This window comes from Steroidobacter agaridevorans, assembly GCF_009932555.1.
Taxonomy (GTDB): Bacteria; Pseudomonadota; Gammaproteobacteria; order Steroidobacterales; family Steroidobacteraceae; genus Steroidobacter; species Steroidobacter agaridevorans.
This window is the reverse complement of sequence record NZ_BLJO01000002.1, coordinates 901470-919001: the sequence shown is the minus strand read 5'-3', so window position 1 is coordinate 919001 and position 17532 is coordinate 901470. Positions and strand designations below refer to the sequence as shown.

Below are 17532 nucleotides of genomic sequence, written 5' to 3'. Positions count from 1 at the left end.
GATCGTCGCGCGCAATGGCGAGCCGTTCGCGGTCGATGAAACAGTCACTGTCCGCAGCGGCCATCTCGAGGGCAGCAACGTGTCCGCCATCGAGGAAATGGTCGCCGTCATGAATCTCACGCGCGAGTTCGAGATTCAGATGAAGTTGTATCGCGCCGCCGACGGCATGGCCGAAAGCGGCAACCGCCTGGTCGGCGCATGATGAAACAGCGACTCGGGCATCCTGCCACTCGCGCTGTGGCGCAGAGCGAAAAAGGCGCGACTTTTTCGCCTGCGCTCGCCGCCTGTGGCGGCGGGCACATCCATGTGCCTGGGGTGGCAATCGTTAAGTTAGTTCGGGAGTTTCCATGAATCCAGCAATGTGGGTCAGCAAGACCGGCGTACAGGCGCAGGACGCCAAGCTGCAGGCCATTGCGAACAACCTGGCCAACGTGAATACCGTTGGCTTCAAGCGCGATCGCGCGGTGTTCGCCGATTTGTTTTATCAGATCGACCGTCCGCCGGGCGCGCGCAATGACGACAACACCGTGTCGCCGTCGGGCGTGCAGCTCGGCAACGGCACGCGCCTGGTCGGTACGCAGAAGGTGTTCACGACCGGCAACATTCAGACCACCGGTCAGACCTATGACGTGGCCATCGGCGGCCAGGGCTTTTTCCAGGTCGAGCAGGCGAACGGCGAGATGGGCTACACGCGTTCCGGCGCGTTCAGCATCAACGATCAGGGCCGCCTGGTCACTTCGACCGGTATGCCGATTACGCCCGAAGTGACGGTTCCCGCGAACGCCACCAACGTCGTCATCGGCGAGGACGGTCAAGTGTCCGCGACCGTGCCGGGCCAGGCCGAGCCGGTGCAGGTGGGTCAGATCACGCTGGTGAATTTCATGAATCCCGCCGGTCTGCTCGCGCTGGGCGACAACCTGTACCAGGAAACGGTGGCGAGCGGCGTGCCGACCGAAGGCACCCCGGGCCAGGATGCGCTGGGCAAGCTCAAGCAGGGCGCGCTCGAAGGCTCGAACGTGCAGGTCGTCGAAGAAATGGTCGACATGATCGCGGCTCAGCGCACCTACGAAATGAACACGAAGGTGCTGACCTCGGCCGACAACATGCTGCAGTACCTGGCGGCGGCCGTCCGGTAACGATCATGAACGTTCGCACGCTATTCGCTGTCGTCGGAGCCACGCTGCTGCTGTCGGGCTGCTCGATGCTGCCGCGTCAGCAGCCGGCCGAAGAAGAGCCTGCTGTTCCTCAGTTCACCGCTTTGCCGAAGGGCACATCGGGTGGCGTGTTCACAGCAGAGCGTCCGTGGGCGTTGGTCGCGGACGTGCGTGCGTTCCGTCCGGGCGATGTGTTGACGGTGGTGTTGCTGGAAACGACCCAGGCGCGCAAGAGCGCCGACACCAACATCAGCAAGAGCAGCAGCGTCGACATTCCGAGCTTCACGATCGGTCACAGCACCATCGACGCGAACACCAGCATCCAGGCCGACCGCGAGTTCCAGGGCGGCGCGACCAGCACTCAGCAGAACGCCTTGCAGGGCGCGCTGACCGTCATCGTGCAGGAAGTGTTGCCGAACGGGCTGCTGCGCGTGCATGGCGAGAAGAGCCTGTATTTGAACCAGGGCGAAGAGTTCCTGCGGGTGTCGGGCTTCGTGCGCGCCGAGGACATCGACGCCGAGAACAGAATTTCGTCACAGCGCGTGGCAAACGCACGCATTGCCTATTCAGGTCGGGGCAGCCTGGCCGATTCCAATCAGGCGGGCTGGTTGACGCGCTTCTTCAACAGTCCGTGGATGCCGTTCTAAGGATCTGGTCCATGTACTTGTCTCGAATTCTTCGCACCCTGGTGCTCGCGCTCCTGATCGCCGCGCCGAGCGTGAACGCGACGGCGAACATCCCGATGTCGCCGTCCAAGCCGTTGCGCTCGCTCGTGAGCGTCGAGGGCGTACGTGAGAACCAGTTGCTGGGCTACGGCCTCGTGGTCGGCCTGCAGGGCACCGGCGACGGCACGCAGGTGAAGTTCGCCGGCCAGTCCGTGGCCAACATGCTCAAGCAGTTCGGTGTGAAGTTGCCGGAAGGCACGGATCCGCGACTGCGCAACGTCGCGACCGTCATGGTCAGCGCCGTGTTTCCTCCGGGCTATCGTCGCGGCCAGAAGATCGACGTGACGGTTTCGTCGATGGGCGATGCGAAGAGCCTGCGTGGCGGCTTGTTGTTGCTGACGCCGCTGCGTGCTGCCGATTCCGAAGTCTATGCGCTCGCGCAGGGCAATCTCGTTGTCGGCGGTCTTTCCGCTCAAGGCGCGAGCGGCTCGAGCGTGACTGTGAATTCACCAACTTCGGGCCGCGTGCCGAACGGTGCGACCATCGAACGTGAGATCGAGACAGACTTCGACACGCGTCCGACCGTGCTGTTGAGCTTGAAGCTGCCGAGCTTCCAGACCGCGACCAACATCGTGCAGGCCATCAACAAGCGTTACGGCGCGATCGCCACGACCCGCAATTCCACCAGCGTCGAAGTTGCGGCCCCCATGGATCCAACGCAGCGAGTCGCGTTCGTCGCAGGCTTGGAGTCGCTGCCGGTCGACGTGGGCTCGCAATTGCCCAAGGTCGTCTTCAATTCACGCACCGGCACGGTTGTGATTTCCGAAGGCGTGCGCGTGCGCTCTGCTGCGATCTCGCACGGTGGCCTGAAAGTCATCATCAGCGAGAATCCGCAGGTGAGCCAGCCGAATCCGCTCAGCCAGGGCCAGACCGTGGTCACGCCGCAATCCGACGTGTCGGTCAGCCAGGATGAAGGTCGCATGTTCCAGTGGCCCGAGGGTGTGAGCCTGCAAGCCATCATCGATACGGTCAACAGCACGGGCGCGACGCCCGACGATTTGATGGCCATTCTGCAGGCGCTGGATCAAGTCGGCGCGATCGAAGGCGAGTTGACGGTGATCTGAGCCATGAAGGTCGATCTCGTATCATCGCAGACCCGGGTAGCGGACGACTCAGCGATTGCGCCGTCGGCCGAAGACGCTGTCTATCGCGCCAAGGTCCAGCAGGCGGCCGAGCAGTTCGAAAGTTTCTTCATCTCGCAGATGCTGCGCCAGATGCGCAGCGCCACCAAGGAAATTGCCGGCGAAGACAGCATCTACGGCAAGAACACGAATGCCGACATGCTCGATTACGCAGACACGTCGGTCGCCGACGTGATGTCCAGGCAGCGCGCCTTCGGCATCGCCGATGTGATCGTGCGTCAGCTGCTGCCCAAGGCTTAAGTTTTGAGCGGCGCGGGTCGCTCTGCATTCCAGCAATGAGCATCATCTTCAACGCATTGTCGGGAGCGCTGGCGGCGCAGGCGGGCCTGAACGCCACCAGCCAGAACGTCGCCAACGTCATGACGCCGGGCTATACGCGCCAGGGCGTGCTGCTGGCGTCGATCGCGCCTTATCAGACGGGCCAGCTGAGCGCTGGCAGTGGCGTCGCGGTGCCGTCATTGATCCGCTTCAGCGACGGCTACAAGAGCCTGCAGATGTGGAGCGCCGCTTCCGAACTGGGTCAGCGCACGACGGCGCAGCCGTATCTCACGCAGCTCGAGCAGGTGATGGGCGATGAGGAATCGGGCATCAACAGCGGACTCGATGCGTTCTTCGGCGCATTGAACGCGGCGAGCGTCGATCCCACGTCGAGCCCGTTGCGCCAGCAGATCATCACTGCCGCCGACGCGCTCGCGCAGCGCTTCAACAGCCTCACCCAGGTGCTCTCGAATCAGCGCCAGGCGATCGCTCAGCAGCGCGCCACCACGATCACCCAGATCAATGGCCTGTCGAAGGACATTGCCGAGTTGAACAAGCAGATCGCGGCCACGCAGGGCTCGGGCGTGAATCCCTCGGCGCTCATGGATGCGCGCGACAACAAGATCGATGAGCTCGCGGGGCTCGTCTCTTTACAGGTTGTCGACCAGGCCGACGGCACACGAAGCATTTCCTTGCGTGGCGGTCAGCCGCTGGTCGTCGGCGGACGTGCCGCGACCATGAGCGCGACCACCAACCCCGACGGCACACAGACGTTGCAGGTCGCCTTCGCCTCGGAAGCGTTCATCCTGCCGAGAACGGGCCTGGGCGGCGAGCTCGGCGGACTGGAAGATTACGAAGCCAGGACGCTGTCGCCGATGATCGAATCGATCGGCGACATGGCCGAGCAGTTGGCGGATGCTGTGAACACGCAGCTCGCCGCCGGCTTCGCGCCCGACGGCACGCCGGGCACGCCTTTGTTTGAATACGATTCATCGACCGCTACCGGCATGCTGCGGGTTCGGCCGGGCATTCAAGGCAGCGAGCTTGCATTCTCCACGTCGGCGACCGCGGGCGGCGACAGCCAGAACTTGTTGGCGTTGATTGGCCTGCGCTCCTCGGCGATCACGCTGCCGGGACTCGGCTCGGTGACGCTGGCCGACGCGTCGACGCAGCTGGTCGCCAAGCTGGGCATGGACAGTCAGCAGAACCAGGCCGCCATGGACACCGCGCAGACTGTGCGCAACCAGGCCGAGGAAAGCTGGAAGTCGACCAGCGGCGTCAATACCGATGAAGAAGCCATCAACCTGATGCAGTACCAGCAAATGTATCAGGCCAATATGAAAGTGATCGCGGTGGCCAACGAGCTGTTCGACAACACGCTCGCGCTGCTGGGTTGATGTTGAGATCGAGAGCATGATGCGCATTGCCAGCACGCAATATCACACCACCATGAACACGGCCTTGCAGAAGGCGTCCTTCCGTCTGGAGGACATTCTGCAGAAGATGGCCAGCGGCGAGAAATATTCGCTGCCTTCCGAGCATCCGGTGACCACGGTGCGTCTGTCGCGTCTGTATCGCGAAGAAGCGGCGCTCGATCAGTACCGGGAAAACATTTCCACCCTGCAAAGCCGTCTGACGCAGAACGAGGTCTATCTCAGCAGCATGTCGAACGACATGTTGAGCGCGCGCGACTTGCTGGTCTGGGCGGGCGACGGCTCGAACACACCGGAGGACGTCGCCGCCATGGCGGGGTCTTTGAAGCCGCTGCTCGATAGCATGTTCTATGTTTCGAACAGCGCCGACGCGGAAGGTCGCTATGTGTTCTCGGGTACGGCGGTCGATTCTCCGACCGTGAGCTACGATCCCGCCGCGCCGGTGGGCGCTCGATACACGTTCACGGGCAACACCGAGTCGCAACAGGTCGCGGTCGGTCCCGGAGTGACGCAGCCTTCCAATGTCACGTTGCCGGAAATGGCGGACATGCTGAACCAGTTGGAGCGCGTGCTCACGACCCTGCAGACTCCTGGCGCCAACGTGAACGATCCGGCCGTGCGTGCCGATATCACTGCCGCGATGGGCTCGTTGGACGATGTGATCGAAAGTATCAGCGGTCGCATCGCCGGGCTGGGTGGCGCGCAGAACATTCTCGAAACGCTGGAGACCAGTCACGCCAACGTCAGCTTGTCCAACAAGCAGGCGGCACTGACGCTCGGGCAGCTCGACTACAGCGATGCGGCCGTGAAGCTGAATGGCTACACGACAGCGGTGCAGGCGACGCAGAAGGCGTATGCGCAGGTGAGCAAGCTCTCGCTATTCCAGGCGATCTGATCTCGTTCACGCCATGCAACTTTCAGTCGTCGATTCAGGCCGTCAGGTTACACCGCGAGGCGCCGTCGAAGGCGTCTCGCTGACCCGTACTGAGCTGCCAGCCCCGGTCGGCAAGGTCGAGCCCGTTGCACCGGCCACGCTGCGCGGTGGCCTGAAGTCATACGACAGCCGGCTGAATCGCCAGGTCTCGGGCGCGCAGCAGGCAATTCAATTCCTGTCCGAAGCCGATGCGCGGTTGCGTGCGCTCCGCAAGGAATTGACCGGCGGCGATGCGGCCGCCGCCCTCGAGAAGTTCGACAAGTTCTGGCAACAGCGCTCGGCGGCCAGCGCCGGGACGCTGGATGGCAATCTGAAGTTCAGCGCCGATGCCAAGGCGACGCAGGAGTTCGCGGTCCGCGGCTTGAGCTTCGAAACATTGCGTAGCGGCGACACGGAAACGCTGAGCTTCGCCGTCGGCAAGTGGTCGCGGCAGGCGAGCTCCATCACCGTCGATCCGACCCAATCCGAGTCGGCAATCGTGGCTGCTTTGGATCGAGCGCTCACTCCCATGGGGGTTCGAGCGACGCGCGATGCGAAGGGGGAGCTGGCGTTCAATGTTTCCGAAAAGGACTGGCCACAGGTACGCGACTCGCTCGCGATTCGCGGCGGTGGACGTCGCTTTCCGACCGGCCAGTTCAATCACGTTCGCACCGTCGTGGCGGAGCAGGCCATCCAGCCATCGCAATGGAACGCCGCCGATCCTCGCAAGGCGCTGCAGGACATCGCTCAGGCGCACCAGCTGATTCGCAGGTCGTATGGCGATGTGCGTGGCGTGTTGGAGGAGGCCGCACAGAGCGTCGACCACGGTGCGGCCACCGCCGCCCAAGGCGCCTACTGGCAAGGCTTCGCGGAGGAATATGCCGACACGCTCGCTCGGGGCGACAGCACCGCTATCGCCGCGACCGTGCAGACAGTTGCCGGCATTTCCAAGCGTACAGTTTCCTCGTTGCTCGCCGCCGCCCCAGGAACGACTTAACTTTTGCTAGCATCGCTCACGGGCGTCATCCTTGACGCTCGCTCGATGAGGCAAGGGTGAGCGTGGACTATCAATTGCGGCTGGCGGTCGCCGCCGACGAGCCCGTACTTCGTGACCTGATCGCACGCTCCATCCGCGAGCTGGGCGCAGTCGATTACACCTCGGAACAAATCGAAGCCGCACTGCTCGGTGCATTCGGCGTCGACACCGCGCTGATTCGAGATCAAACCTACTTCGTCATTGAAACCGGCTCAGGCGACATCGTCGGATGCGGCGGTTGGAGCCGGCGCAAGACGCTGTTCGGCAGCGACACTCGCGAATCCCGCGACGATTCCTGGCTCGATCCCGCCGTCGATGCCGCTCGCATCCGTGCGTTCTTCATCGATTCACGCCATGCTCGCCGCGGCCTCGGTCGTATGCTGCTCGAGCGCTGTGAAGCCGAAGCGGCTGGTGTCGGATTCACCGACTTTGCCTTGATGGCCACGCTACCCGGCAAACGGTTGTATGAAGTCTGTGGCTACGCGGGCAACGCGCCGATCGAGCATCCTCTGCCGGGCGGGTTGAGCATCACGTTTGTACCGATGACAAAGCGTCTCAGGAAGCCTGTCTCATGAAATGTCATCCTGCTCGTTGGACGCTTGCCCTCGGCGTCCTCGCTTTGGGCGCGACCGCGTCCGCTTCCGACGTATTCCTCGATGTAACAGCTACACACGTCCCGCCGGCCGATCAGCTGCACGCCCTGGACGCGGCTTTCGTCGACGTCGATAAGGACGGCGATCTCGATGTAGTGCTCGCGGTCGAGGGCGACGTGAATCGTCTCTATATCAACGACGGCAAGGCTAAGTTGAGCTGGCGACAGGGAGCGTTTGGAAAGGTCGCGCACGACACCGAGCACGTGCTGAGCGCCGACTTCAATCGCGACGGTAACGCCGATGTGATGTTCATTGCCGAGGACGACCAGGTTCATCAGCTGTTTTTCGGCGATGGCAGGGGCGGTTTCGCGGATGCCAGCGATCGCTTGCCCGCTCGCAGCGAAGGCAATGGGTTCGACATTGGCGACGTGAATGGCGATGGCTTTGCCGACATCGCTCTAGGCAACACGGGCAAGGGCGCCGGCAACTTGCTGTGGTTGGGCGACCCGAACAAGCCGGGATATTTCATCGACGCGAGCAAAACGAATCTGCCCGACGTCGAGAATGCCACCCAAGGCATCGCGCTGGCGGATCTCGACGGCGATCGGGATCTCGACATGGTGGTCGCGAACGAGATTCCGCCGAACCGACTGTTGTTGAACGATGGGCGAGGGCGCTTCACGGATGCGTCGGACCGGATGGTGTCGTCCGTGGCATTGCATACTCGCGAGGTGCACGTGTTCGACGCCACGGGCGATGGCAAGCCGGACATTCTGTTCCTGAATCTCACCAGCAATGCGCGTCAGTACGAGCGCGATCCGCAGGCGCGATTGCTGGTGAACGATGGACGCGGCCGCTTTGTCGACGAATCCGCCCGGCGGCTGCCGGCCAATGCGTTTTCTTCCTGGGGCGGGGCGGTCGTCGATTTCAACGACGACCGGCACCCCGACCTGATCGTCGGGGCGATTGCCGTCCCCGGTTTCAAGCCGCTCCAGGCTCGAGCCTACGCCAACGACGGCAAAGGAACGTTCAAGGATGTGACCGCCGAGGTCATGCCGGCCACGGTCGTGGGGCGCAGCTGGAGCATGGCGGTCGGCGATCTGAATGGCGATGGCAAGGAGGATGTTTTCATCGGCGGCTGGGGCACCCAGGCCCGCCTGTTACTCAGAAAATAATTGCGCTAGGATCGGCGCGCTCATCGAGCGCATGGAGGCCGCAATGAAGCGCAAATGGCCGTTGATCGCCGGCGTGCTGGTACTGCTGGTCGGTATTGGCGTGTGGAGCGCCAGGGATACATTCGCGACCGCACGCATCGGTACAACTTACGTTGCCAAACAAACCTGTTCCTGCCTGTTCGTCGCGGGTCGGCCGCTCGATTCGTGCAGCACGGACTTCGATCCCGAGTCGCTGCAATCTCTCGATGTTGTCACTGGCAATAACGCGGTGACTGCTTCGGCCCTCGGCGGCTTGATCTCGTCGCGGGCGGAATTCGAGAACGGCTTCGGCTGCCACACCGTGAACTAGAACGACAAGTACTGCATCGGGAGGGACCTCGCGATGTTGCGATCTCTGCTAGCGACGATATTGCTGGCCGCGTCGATATCTCACGCACAAGCTGACTTGGCGCCGCTGCCGGCGCAGCCGCCCGATGTGCCTTGGCCGACGACAGAATGGCCGGTCGGCTCGTTGCCGCCGCAGATGGATTCGGCCGCGTTCAGCGCTGCGATCGCCGATGCCTTCGACAAGCCGGCTCCCGGATTGGGAGAGACCCGCGAGCTCGTCATCATTCGCGGCGGGCGACTCATCTATGAGCGTGCCGCGCAGGGCTACAGCACGAACACTCGTTTGGTCTCGTGGTCGATGGCGAAGTCGATCACGCAGGCGTTGGTCGGCGTCGCGGTCGCCCAGGGAAAAATAAACATCGACCAGCCCATGGGCAGCCCCCACTGGTCGCCGGACGATCGTCGGGCGCAGATTCCCTGGCGCCAATGGCTGCAGATGACGGACGGTCAGCGTTACCTCGAAATCGAAGCAGAAACGATTGCCGAGAGCGATGCCTCGCGAAAACTGTTCGGCCCGGGCCGTCTGGATGTCGCGAGTTACTGTGCGGACCTGCCGCTGATCCATGAGCCCGGCACGCACTGGAACTACAATTCGTGCGGCATCGTGCTGACAGCCGATGCGCTGACCAGAACCATTGTTCCCAATCCAGCGTCGCCGGAACAACGTCGTGGCGCGATGCTGAGATGGATGAATGTGAGCCTGTTCGACGTCATTGGCATGAAGCCGCAGCCCGAATTCGACGCGACGGGCTTGCTGTACGGCAGCGCGCTCATTTACGCATCAGCGCGCGACTTCGCCAGGTTCGGCTTGCTCTATCTGCGCGACGGCATGTGGGATGGCCGGCGAGTGTTGCCGGAAGGTTGGGTGGATTTCGCGCGCACTCACGGCACCGGCACGAACGCCGACATCTACGGCGCCGGGTGGTGGCTTGCGCCGAAGGAAGGAAGCGGGCGTCCTTATCCCATCTATGTCGATACCGGTCCCGAGCGCGACGGCTTCAGTGCGCAGGGATTCGAAGGTCAGTACACGCTGGTCGTGCCTTCGAAAGATCTCATCGTGGTGCGTTTGGGCATGACGCCGGAGAAGGATCTGCGCACCGGTGCGCTGAAAGAGTGGATGGGGCGCGTGGCGAGGACGTTTCCATCCGTCGCACACACGCCCTCGGCCGCTACTGAGTAACCCTTAGCGAGAAGCGCGCTTCCGCGTGCTCCTCTTCTTAGCTGTGGTCGCGCGGCGTCGCCGCCGGGCAGCCTGTTTCGCCTGCCGCGACAGGGCGCGATGCGACGCTGCGGATCTTGGCTCGTTACGGAGTGCCTTCGCTGTGGAACGTCGGCGTCGAGCTGACGTTGAGCGGGGTTTGCGGCGACCCTGGCCGGTGGCCAGATCGCGTTTCGCACTTTGGCGAGTGCGCCGAGAGGTGCTTCCTTCCTCGGGTGCTTGCAGCGGCACGCCGGAGCGACGAGCCTTCGACAAGCCGATCGCGATGGCTTGTTTCGCGGAGCGAGCACCGTGTTTGCCTTCGCGAATGTGCTCCATCTCCTCACGCACGAATTCACCTGCGGCCGTCGATGGCTTCTTGCCGGCGCGCAAGTCCGCCTTGGCGCGCTTTACCGTGGTCTTGCTGGGCATGGCTGACTCCTTTGCGGCTCGTGTAGCGGAATGACGAACGTCATGCGGCGCATGTTCCGTCAGGTTGAAGTTTTGTCATTGGATTCCTTTCGAGCCCGACTCCGCGTGTATGCTGCGTGCCAATGCAACTCATCTCACGTTGTTTGCTGCCGTTGGCGTTGAGTCTCTTCGTGTGGGGACACGCGGCCGTTGCTGACGACTCGATCGCTGCGGCGATCGCGAGCGCGCGCATGCCGGCAGATCGCGTCGAGGATTCGTGGCGCAAGCCGCACGAGGTGCTGCAGTTTCTGGAGATCGCGCCGGGTCATCATGTGCTCGATTTCTACGCGGGCCCCGGCTACTACAGCGAGTTGCTGGCCCATATCGTCGGGCCAACCGGTCAGGTGCTCATTTATAACAACGAGCTGTACAACCAGGCCGCCCATAACGGTCTCACATCGCGATTGGCTCGCAAGCGGCTGCCGAATGCGATTCGGGTCAACGCGCCGAGCAACTATCTGAAGCTCGCGCCCGCTTCGCTGGATCGAGTGCTGATCGTGCTCACGTACCACGACATCTACTGGCAGCCGGGCGACTCGCCCGAGCCGATGGGCGATCCCGACAAGGTTCTGCGCATCCTGCGCGAGGCGTTGAAGCCGGGCGGACTGGTCGTTGTCGTCGATCACGTTGCCAATCCGACCGCGCGCGAGAACATCACCCCGGTCGCGAACCGATTGCACCGGATCGACCCGCAAGTGGTCCGGGCGGATTTCGAGCGGGCCGGCTTTGCCTTCGCTGACGAGAGCAACGTGCTCCGACATCCCGACGACGATCACACCAAGTCGGTGTTCGATGCTTCGGTCCGGCACTACACGGACCAATTCATCTATAAGTTCCGTCGGCCGTAAGCCCCCCCGATCCGTTCAGGCTCCGCTCAGCTGTTCCGGGCAATAAAGGGTGCCAGCCCCCATTTCCGGGGCCGCACTATGGACAATCGCGCCGGGCGGATGTACATGTGCGCCATTCCATTCATATAGGCCCGCAACCATGAAATTGCCCGCCGCGCTTCGCATCACCGCATTGCTGCTGACGATCGGCCTGGCCGCCCCGGCCTTTGCCGAAGAAAGCACACTCAAGGAAGGGGCCAAGGATGTCGGCCGCGCCGTTGGAACGGCTGCCCGCGAAGTGGGCGATGTCGCCAAGAAAGTCGGTAAGGGGGTGGCCGAGGCAGCCAAGGAAGTAGGCGAGGCTGCCAAAGAAGGCGCGAAGGAAACCAAGCGCGCCATGCAGAAAGACAAATAACCGTCAGGTCGCTTCCCCGTCCCAATACTTTCTGGTGGCGGCCAGATCCAGGATGGACTCGCCACCCCGCAGCGCCCGGATCAATACCTTGTTCGACTCCGGGTACACGCACACGTCATTCGGGTTGCGCTCGCCGATCGATAAGTAGCAGCACGGCGCCGTGCCGCTGTTGAGAAACGAGTGGCCAACCTTCTGTCCCGCCGGAAAGCACACGTAGTCGCCGGCCTGCATCTCATAGCGCTCATCGCCCAGCAGTAGCGTGACCTGACCTTCGAGGATCAATACATGCTCCTCTTCGGCCATGTGGTAGTGCTTCGGCGCGAGGCGTTTGCCGGGTGCCGGCGACTCGAGCCGCATGCCGACACGATAGTCGAGGCCCACGGCCGCGAAAGTGAGATGTTTCGCGCGACCGCCGAATTCTTTGCTGCCGGCGAGCCCTTTCTCATCCCATGGCACATGGTCCGAAGAGATCGGCGGATTCAATTTCAATGACGAATCGATGGCCGTCACCGCATTCTCAGGCGGCGGGGATGTTTCCTTCGACCCCGTATGCTCGCCGTACCAATAGTCGCGCACGGCCGCGAGGTCGAGGATGGATCGCCGGCCGAGCGAGCGCACCAGGACTTTGCTCGAGTCGGTGTAGACGGCGACTTCGTTCGGATTGTTCTCGCCCACGATCACATAGCGGCAGGTCGCACTGTTGTTATTGATCAGGCAGTGGCCGGCCTGCTTGCCCGCCGGGAAGCAGACGTAGTCGCCAGCTTTCATCTCATACGAATACGTCCCCATGCGCACGGTGAGCGAGCCTTCGAGGATGTAGACGTGCTCCTCCTCGAAGATGTGATAGTGAGCCGGCGAGCTTTGCCGGCCCGGCTCGAGCTCTTCGACGGCAACACCGACGTGATAATGGTATCCCAGCAGAGCGCTCGTCAGATGCCGATAGCGCTCGCCGAAACGCGAGCCTTCCGTCCAGCCCTGCCACTCGACATCGCGCGCTGCAATCGGTTTGATCGGGGGTGACATACTCAGTCCTCGGTCGTTTTCGAGCTGAGCTTCGCTACGAGCGTGGCGATGCTCTGCGTGCCGCATGTTACATCATTGCGCGATTCCGGTCGGAGGGGCGGCCCGTCAGAATGCGAGCTGTCATTTCATCGAAGCCGCTCGAGCCGCCTGTTTTCAGCTGACGCTGCGTGTCGCCCGATGCGAGTAGTGAACGCGAGCCATGGCTCGTATTCTGTTGGCGTCGAATGACGATCGACGGAGGCGGACGAAACCATGACTCACGCGGCTTATACCCAGCTCATCCAGGTCAAACGTTGGGCCGATCTCGGCTTGTACGACGTGGTCGGCAAGAACCTCGACCGGCTGACGAGCGAGGACACCTCCATCATGCTGCGCATTCTCGACCACATCCACGCGGTCGACCGGATCTTCCAGCACCACCTGTGCGGACTGCCGCACACCTTCAAGGCGGCCCGGTCCGAAACCATGCCGACGCTCGAGACGCTGGCAGCGAGCGCCAGAGAGGTCGACGACTGGTATGCGGCTTACGTTACCGGCCTGGCGGAGAGCGATTTCGAGGAGCCCATCGATTTCGTCTTCACCAGCGGCAAGCCGGCGCGCATGAAGCGAGGCGAGATCCTCCTTCATGTTTGCATGCACGGGACCTATCATCGAGGCAATGCCGGCGCGCTCCTGCAGTTGCGGGGGCTGACGCCGAGTCGTGACTCTGTCACGGACTTTCTGGAGCAATAGATGGAGCGGTGGGGTAGTGACGGGCGATCTCTTCGATAATGGCGAACCGCGCCTTCTGGACCTACCCGATGCAGACATTCGTTATTGGCCTCGGGTCGATCTCGGCGCACCGTTGGATCGCGTCCTGAAGGAGCTCATTGAACAAACGCCATGGCGCTCCGAGGTCATCACGCTGTGGGGTCAGCAGCATCCACAACCGAGATTGACGGCGTGGTTCGGCGATCCCGGAGCGCGATACACATACTCCGGGCTCGCGCTCGAACCCTTGCCGTGGACGGACTTGCTCTCGGACGTTCGGCGTCGCGTCGGGACGCTGGCCGACGCTTCGTTCAATAGCGTGCTCATGAACTACTACCGAGATCATCGCGACAGCATGGGCATGCACAGCGACGACGAGCCCGAGTTGGGCAGGAATCCGGTAATCGCATCGCTGAGTCTCGGCGAGCAGCGTATGTTCGTGCTGAAACACAGATTCAGAAAGGATCTGAAGCCCGTCAATATCGAGCTCGAGTCGGGCAGCTTGCTGCTCATGAAAGGCGCGACTCAGCACCACTGGAAGCATGGGATCAATAAGCTGAGCCGGCCGTGCGGGCCGCGGGTGAATCTCACGTTTCGGCAGGTGTCGGCTGGGCTAACCTGAACTGATGCGAGCCTTTCCCGTGCAGCGAGGAAACGTCGAGCATCCGAGAAAGCGGCCATAGGGCCCCTGTCGCTCCACCAGCGGGGCGCCGCATTCCGGGCAGGGCGCCGGCCCTGTCTCGGTGGGAACAGGGGCAGCAGGGGTCCTGGAGCGTCGTGCGCTGTGTTTGCGCTCTCCGGAAATCGATTCGCTCCAGCCACAGAAGCTCTCGCAGAAGAATTCTTCCACGGACCTGCGGCTATCGATGAACGTGCGTATTTTCTTGCCGCAGTTGCCGCAGCGTGGATTCTCCGCATCGGTAATTACATCGAGCACCTTCTCGAGCGGTACGCGCTTCTTGGCCAGAAGCGCAGCCACCATTTGAGCGAAGCCCCGGCCCAGCGTGCGCGTCATCAGCTCATCCGCGTACTGAGAATAGCTCAAGGCGTTGAGCGAGCCGTGCCAGACAATGTGCCCGTCGATGATCACCACCTTCTGGTGAATGTGCACCCGGCAATCCACCGCGCAACCGATGCTTTCGAGCTTGTCCAGGGCCTCTCTTCCGATTGCAGTATTCGGCAGATTGCGATGTGGCGGGCGCGTAACGCATCGGGCCCGTACACCCGCTTGGATGCGGGCCTGCAGCGCATCCGTGAGCTCGAGCGTTCGTCGCTTGGCAATGAATCCCGAGAAAATCGCTATGCTGCGTCGGGCCCGCCCGAGATCGGCAGCGAGCGCGGCGTCAAAATCCGTTTGATCGAACAGTCCGTACTCTCGCGCCAGCGTCTTGATATCGACACCATCGAGTCCTTCCAGCCCAGCAGGCCCACGAGATAACAGTTCTGCCGCTTGGACAACGGTGCCTGCCGTTTGCATCGCGCACAACACCGCACGCAGCATCGACGAGGTCGGCAATATACGATCGAGATAAGCGAGATTCGCAACGACAATCAGATGATTCTGCGCGCGGCTGACGGCCACATTGATCAGGCGCGCTCCGAGGTCGTTCGGCGCGGACCCACGGATGAGCCTGCCGGCTTGGCCCGTAGCGCCTTCGCTTTCGGGGATGTCCACTACGATCGTGTGGCGCTCATCGCCCTGGAACGCGTGCACCGTACCGACCTGCGCATACTCGATTCCCGCATCGGCAAGCAGCGTGCGCGCTAGGTTTACCTGTGCCCGGTACGGCGTGATGATCGCCAGGCGCTTGGAGTCGTTCAGGTAGTCGCGTTGCTTCATGTGCCACGCGATGTTGCGCGTGAGTAAGGCATGCAGCAGGTTGAAGCGCGAGCGGTTCGCATCGACGGACTCGATGGGGTAGAGCTGCGATGTATCGACGATGGTCAGCGTGGCCGACAACGGTTCCGGCGGCTTGGGCTGGGCATTGCGCCGAGCCCAGAAGTCGGCCCCGTCGAAGCTTCGCAGCCGGCCGCCATACATCGGTCCGGAGATGAGATCGCAGATCGCCGGCTGCATGCGCCGTTGCGTGTCCAACATGACGATGCGGCGGTCGTTCGGGTCGAGTCGACTGACGCCGGCTGCGTTGAACACGTCGGCGCCGATGTGTTCCGCGATCGCGGGATTGTCGGTGTCGACAATAGGCGGTAGTTGTCGGAAGTCGCCGCAGACGACGGCTCGCGTACTGGCCATCCCTGCAATGAACCACACGACCGGCAGAGGCATCATCGACGCTTCGTCGATGATGACCAGGTCCATTGGCGAAATGTCCCTGACACTCAGGTACGCGCGTGTGCCCGTGACACCGACGATGCGAGCATTGCGAATGAGCTCACCATGCAGTTGAGAGATCTGTTTTTCCAGTTGCTGAATCTCATCGGCAAGCGTCTGCTCGGCTTGTTCCAGCCTGGCAAATTCGCGGCGCTGAGCTGCTTCGTTGACGTGCGCCAGTTCCCCCGCCAAATGCCGGCACTCTTGTTCCATTTCCCGGTGCTTTTGGTTGGCCAGTCCGACCTGCCGGTTGGCATCGGCAAGCTCGTGATGGAGCTCGGGGAGTGCTGCCTCGATCTGTGTGATGTCGGCGTCGATCTGCCGTTTGGGGCGTTCGAAGAAGCGGCGTAGGAATCCTTCGGCCCGCTGCGACTCCTCATATAGCTGTGCCAGTGTGCGCCGCTGCGCCTGAATGGCGCCGTCGATTCGCGTCGACTCCGCGGCTAGCGTCTGAGCAGAGCGGAGCAACTCGGCGGCCCTGTGTTTCTTCTGGCCAAGCTCGTCGAAGCGCGCGAGCCACTCGCGAACCGCATGGCGCTGAGCAATCGTTTGCCTGATCGCTTCATTCTTCTCCGATATGAGCTCCCGAAGCTGCATGGCCAGGCGCTCGGTTACCCGGTCCGCGCTGATGAGCTCGGCAAACTCGGCCTGCAGCCGATCGTCCACGATCTGGCCCAGACGGACGACCAGGCCGGCCTGCAATACCGGGGCATGATCGATCTGCAACTGCTTGCATACCCCATGCAGCACTCCATCCACGGCTTTGTTTGTGTTGGAGCAGATGAGAATGCGCTGGCCGGCGACGAACGCCATGCGCACGATCTCGGCCAAGGTGTAGGTTTTTCCGCAGCCGGGCGGGCCCCATATGTATGTCAGAGCCTGTGTCCGAACGCTTTCGCGCGCACGCGTTTGCGAGCTTTCCAACCGAGCGGTGGCAGGAGAATCCTGGAGTGCAGGGATTGCAGCCAGGCGCGGGGCCGGGTCGACCATGGCGTCCGCCAGCGTGGTGTTGAACGGAAAGTTTTTGCCGATATCGCCAATTCGCTCGCACAGCTGAGCGAGCAGGGCGGTGTCGTCCAACAACAAACGTGCTTTTGGCAGCTCCGGGCCGAGATCGACTCCAATACTGATCAACACGCCGTCGGGCCGGGCGGAGGCAATGACAGCGTCGTGACGCTGTCCCTGCACTTCGAGTTGTACATTGGAGTCGTCGATGAGCTTCGAGCCATCCTCGATCTCAAAGGAATACAGGAGGGTCTGCCCGCCCCCGGGCACTTGCTTGCCGTTCGACAGCGAACGTGAGCGGCGCTTCTTGGAAGCCTTCTGCTCGACGATCAGCGCCTGCAGCGCGGCGGTGTACTTCTGTGCCTGCGTCGCATCGGGCTTGATGTTTAATTCGGTGCGTCGGCCGGTCCGTTGTGGAATGGCCGGCGGCAAACCCGGTGTGCCCGGCGCGCGCATGCCTGCGTGCACGGCTGGCGAGGTCTGCGCCGTTGTCTCCGGAACGGGTGAGTGCAATTGGCTGAGCCGGGCTATCAGCTTGCCACGCAGGTCGCTCGCGCGCTGGCCTTGCCGCCCGCTGAGGCGCTCGAGCATTTTGCCCAGAAGATCGGGATCGTTGACGCCGCCCTGAAAGCGAGCCTGCAGCTCCTCGACGCTCACATTGGCTTCGATCCGTGGCATGCCCGCTCCGTTTTTTTCTC

At 62.5% G+C, this 17532-nt stretch carries 19 protein-coding genes; 16 read left to right on the top strand and 3 right to left on the bottom strand.

Translation table 11 applies throughout. The features are described from left to right. The 12 genes from GYH35_RS34590 to GYH35_RS10725 form a co-directional block, all read left to right on the top strand. Nucleotides 1-202, top strand: a 202-nt coding sequence (locus GYH35_RS34590; protein WP_308683784.1) for a flagellar basal body rod C-terminal domain-containing protein, incomplete at its 5' end; no start/stop codon positions are given. A 145-nt stretch (nt 203-347) separates the two neighbouring features. Next, nucleotides 348-1136, top strand: a complete 789-nt coding sequence (flgG, locus tag GYH35_RS10775; protein WP_202624225.1) for a flagellar basal-body rod protein FlgG — start codon at nt 348-350, stop codon at nt 1134-1136. A gap of 5 nt (nt 1137-1141) precedes the next feature. Further along, nucleotides 1142-1801 (top strand): flagellar basal body L-ring protein FlgH, encoded by a 660-nt coding sequence (flgH, locus tag GYH35_RS10770; RefSeq protein WP_161828368.1) that lies wholly within the window; start codon nt 1142-1144, stop codon nt 1799-1801. Nucleotides 1802-1812: 11 nt separating this feature from the next. Next, entirely contained in the window at nt 1813-2943 is a 1131-nt protein-coding gene (locus GYH35_RS10765; RefSeq protein WP_202624224.1) for a flagellar basal body P-ring protein FlgI, read from the top strand. Nucleotides 2944-2946: 3 nt separating this feature from the next. Next, a complete protein-coding gene (locus GYH35_RS10760) occupies nt 2947-3261 on the top strand; it encodes a rod-binding protein (RefSeq protein WP_161828367.1) in 315 nt (104 codons plus the stop codon). A gap of 35 nt (nt 3262-3296) precedes the next feature. After that, entirely contained in the window at nt 3297-4676 is a 1380-nt protein-coding gene (gene flgK, locus GYH35_RS10755) for a flagellar hook-associated protein FlgK (protein ID WP_161815955.1), read from the top strand. 16 nt (nt 4677-4692) lie between these two features. Continuing rightward, entirely contained in the window at nt 4693-5607 is a 915-nt protein-coding gene (flgL, locus tag GYH35_RS10750; RefSeq protein WP_202624223.1) for a flagellar hook-associated protein FlgL, read from the top strand. A 13-nt stretch (nt 5608-5620) separates the two neighbouring features. Continuing rightward, nucleotides 5621-6622, top strand: coding sequence for a hypothetical protein (locus GYH35_RS10745; RefSeq protein WP_161815954.1), 1002 nt, complete (start codon nt 5621-5623; stop codon nt 6620-6622). 56 nt (nt 6623-6678) lie between these two features. Next, nucleotides 6679-7236: a GNAT family N-acetyltransferase gene (locus tag GYH35_RS10740; protein ID WP_202624222.1), complete on the top strand. Its 558-nt coding sequence runs from the start codon at nt 6679-6681 to the stop codon at nt 7234-7236. After that, nucleotides 7233-8429, top strand: coding sequence for an FG-GAP repeat domain-containing protein (locus tag GYH35_RS10735; RefSeq protein ID WP_161828366.1), 1197 nt, complete (start codon nt 7233-7235; stop codon nt 8427-8429). Before GYH35_RS10740 ends, GYH35_RS10735 begins: the two co-directional genes overlap by 4 nt. Nucleotides 8430-8472: 43 nt before the next feature. Then, complete coding sequence (locus tag GYH35_RS10730) at nt 8473-8778, top strand: hypothetical protein (protein ID WP_161815951.1); 306 nt, start codon at nt 8473-8475, stop codon at nt 8776-8778. 33 nt (nt 8779-8811) lie between these two features. Continuing rightward, nucleotides 8812-9996 (top strand): serine hydrolase domain-containing protein, encoded by a 1185-nt coding sequence (locus tag GYH35_RS10725; RefSeq protein WP_161828365.1) that lies wholly within the window; start codon nt 8812-8814, stop codon nt 9994-9996. Nucleotides 9997-9999: 3 nt separating this feature from the next. Here GYH35_RS10725 and GYH35_RS10720 read toward each other — a convergent pair whose 3' ends face one another. Beyond that, nucleotides 10000-10446 carry a transcription elongation factor gene (locus GYH35_RS10720; RefSeq protein ID WP_161815949.1) on the bottom strand — a complete coding sequence of 149 codons (447 nt, stop codon included), beginning with the start codon at nt 10444-10446 and terminating at the stop codon, nt 10000-10002. A gap of 122 nt (nt 10447-10568) precedes the next feature. Here GYH35_RS10720 and GYH35_RS10715 point away from each other — a divergent pair, with 122 nt between their 5' ends. Both GYH35_RS10715 and GYH35_RS10710 read left to right on the top strand, forming a co-directional pair. Further along, nucleotides 10569-11333: a class I SAM-dependent methyltransferase gene (locus GYH35_RS10715; RefSeq protein ID WP_161828364.1), complete on the top strand. Its 765-nt coding sequence runs from the start codon at nt 10569-10571 to the stop codon at nt 11331-11333. A gap of 139 nt (nt 11334-11472) precedes the next feature. Continuing rightward, the gene (locus GYH35_RS10710; RefSeq protein ID WP_161815947.1) at nt 11473-11727 is read left to right on the top strand and encodes a hypothetical protein; all 255 of its coding nucleotides are present in this window, start codon (nt 11473-11475) and stop codon (nt 11725-11727) included. A 3-nt stretch (nt 11728-11730) separates the two neighbouring features. Here the strand turns inward: GYH35_RS10710 and GYH35_RS10705 are convergent, their stop codons facing one another. Further along, nucleotides 11731-12750, bottom strand: a complete 1020-nt coding sequence (locus GYH35_RS10705) for a cupin domain-containing protein (protein WP_161828363.1) — start codon at nt 12748-12750, stop codon at nt 11731-11733. Between the two features lie 252 nt (nt 12751-13002). Here GYH35_RS10705 and GYH35_RS10700 point away from each other — a divergent pair, with 252 nt between their 5' ends. Together GYH35_RS10700 and GYH35_RS10695 are read left to right on the top strand one after the other, a co-directional pair. Next, complete coding sequence (locus GYH35_RS10700; RefSeq protein ID WP_161815945.1) at nt 13003-13482, top strand: DinB family protein; 480 nt, start codon at nt 13003-13005, stop codon at nt 13480-13482. A 16-nt stretch (nt 13483-13498) separates the two neighbouring features. Further along, nucleotides 13499-14122 (top strand): alpha-ketoglutarate-dependent dioxygenase AlkB family protein, encoded by a 624-nt coding sequence (locus tag GYH35_RS10695; RefSeq protein ID WP_161828362.1) that lies wholly within the window; start codon nt 13499-13501, stop codon nt 14120-14122. On the opposite strand, the gene GYH35_RS10690 is transcribed toward GYH35_RS10695, so the two are convergent. After that, on the bottom strand, nt 14114-17512 hold the full coding sequence (locus tag GYH35_RS10690) for an AAA domain-containing protein (RefSeq protein WP_161828361.1): 3399 nt from the start codon (nt 17510-17512) through the stop codon (nt 14114-14116). The genes GYH35_RS10695 and GYH35_RS10690 overlap by 9 nt on opposite strands. Nucleotides 17513-17532 lie beyond the last annotated feature (20 nt).